The sequence below is a fragment of the Pseudovibrio exalbescens genome, from assembly GCF_028737195.1.
GTDB classification, from domain to species: Bacteria; Pseudomonadota; Alphaproteobacteria; order Rhizobiales; family Stappiaceae; genus Pseudovibrio; species Pseudovibrio zosterae.
Map to the genome: position 1 here is coordinate 1 of NZ_JAQZAJ010000021.1, position 1,270 is coordinate 1,270.

The 1,270-nt window shown below is 57.6% G+C and carries 1 protein-coding gene; it reads right to left on the reverse strand.

Annotation, left to right across the window (positions count from 1 at the left end; genetic code table 11):
• Positions 1-38: 38 nt before the first annotated feature.
• On the reverse strand, positions 39-1,124 hold the full coding sequence (locus PUV47_RS19830; protein ID WP_274220337.1) for a glycerol dehydrogenase: 1,086 nt from the start codon (positions 1,122-1,124) through the stop codon (positions 39-41).
• Between the last annotated feature and the right edge of the window lie 146 nt (positions 1,125-1,270).

Here is a 1,270-nt window from a genome sequence, read left to right on the forward strand (position 1 = left end):
CGCGGGGCTTGATGTGTTTGCTGTGATGAGCGACTGGCTTACTTCTGGCCGAGTTCATGAGCAGAGAGCATGGCCGTCAGCACCATTTCCGGCGTCACCGGGAACGGCATGTTGTGAATGGTCTCGCCTTCCGCGCAAGACGCTTCGGCAACTTCCCTCAGCTTGGCCAGATCGATTTCCTTTACGCCCATGTCGAACAGGTTGGTCGGCAGCCCAACAGAGCGGCAGAACTCAATCACGGTGCGGATTTCTTCCAGCGGAGCGTTTTCAAGAAGCAGCTGTGTCAGCGTGCCAAAGGCAACCTTTTCGCCATGGTAGAGGTGATGACACTCTTCCAGCTTGGTCAAGCCGTTGTGGATCGCATGCGCGCCCGCAAGACCGGAGCTTTCAAAGCCAAGACCTGACAGCAGCGTGTTGGCTTCAATGATGTTCTCAACCGCCTTGTCGGTCAGGTTGTTGTCAACGGCGATCTTCGCCTTCAGGCCGTCCCGCAACAGAGTTTCATAGCACAGCTTGGCAAGGGTCTGCGCAGCCAGTGTTGGCGCGCCGCCTGCCATGGTGGCCTTGCCGGAAAGACCGTTGGCACGGGCTTCGAAGTACGTGGAAAGCGCATCCCCAATACCCGCCACCAGAAGCCGCGAAGGCGCACCAGCGATGATCTTGGTGTCCATGATCACCATGTTCGGGTTGGACGGGAACAGAAGGTATTCGGAGAACTCGCCTTCCGGCGTGTAGATCACAGCCAGCGCCGAAGTTGGCGCGTCGGTGGAGGCGATTGTCGGCACAACAACCACAGGCACCTTGGTGTAGAACGCAACAGCCTTGGCCGTATCAAGGGTCTTGCCGCCGCCAATACCAACGATCACGTCCGCTTCTGCGGCCTTGGCCGCTTCAATCACGCGCTCGATCTCGGCGCGCGAACACTCGCCGTTGAACTGTTCCATGGTCAGCGTGGCTTCGGCCTGCGCAAAGCTGGTGGCAACCGTGTCGCCAACAAGGCCGGTCACAAACGCATCGGCAATCGCAAGGGGACGCACGCCAAGGGGCTTAACGTAGTCACCGATCTTGGCCAGGGTGCCGGCACCTTGAACGTACTTGCTTGGAGAGATGATGATTTTATCCATTGCACATTCTCTTGTTTGATACCGCCCAGAAGGGGCAGCAAGAAGTTTTCATTGGCAGGCCGGTCCTCCCAAACTGGGCCGCCACCTGCTGTCCAATCTCACAACAACAACTATGGAGGACCAAAACACCACAAAAAATACGGGAA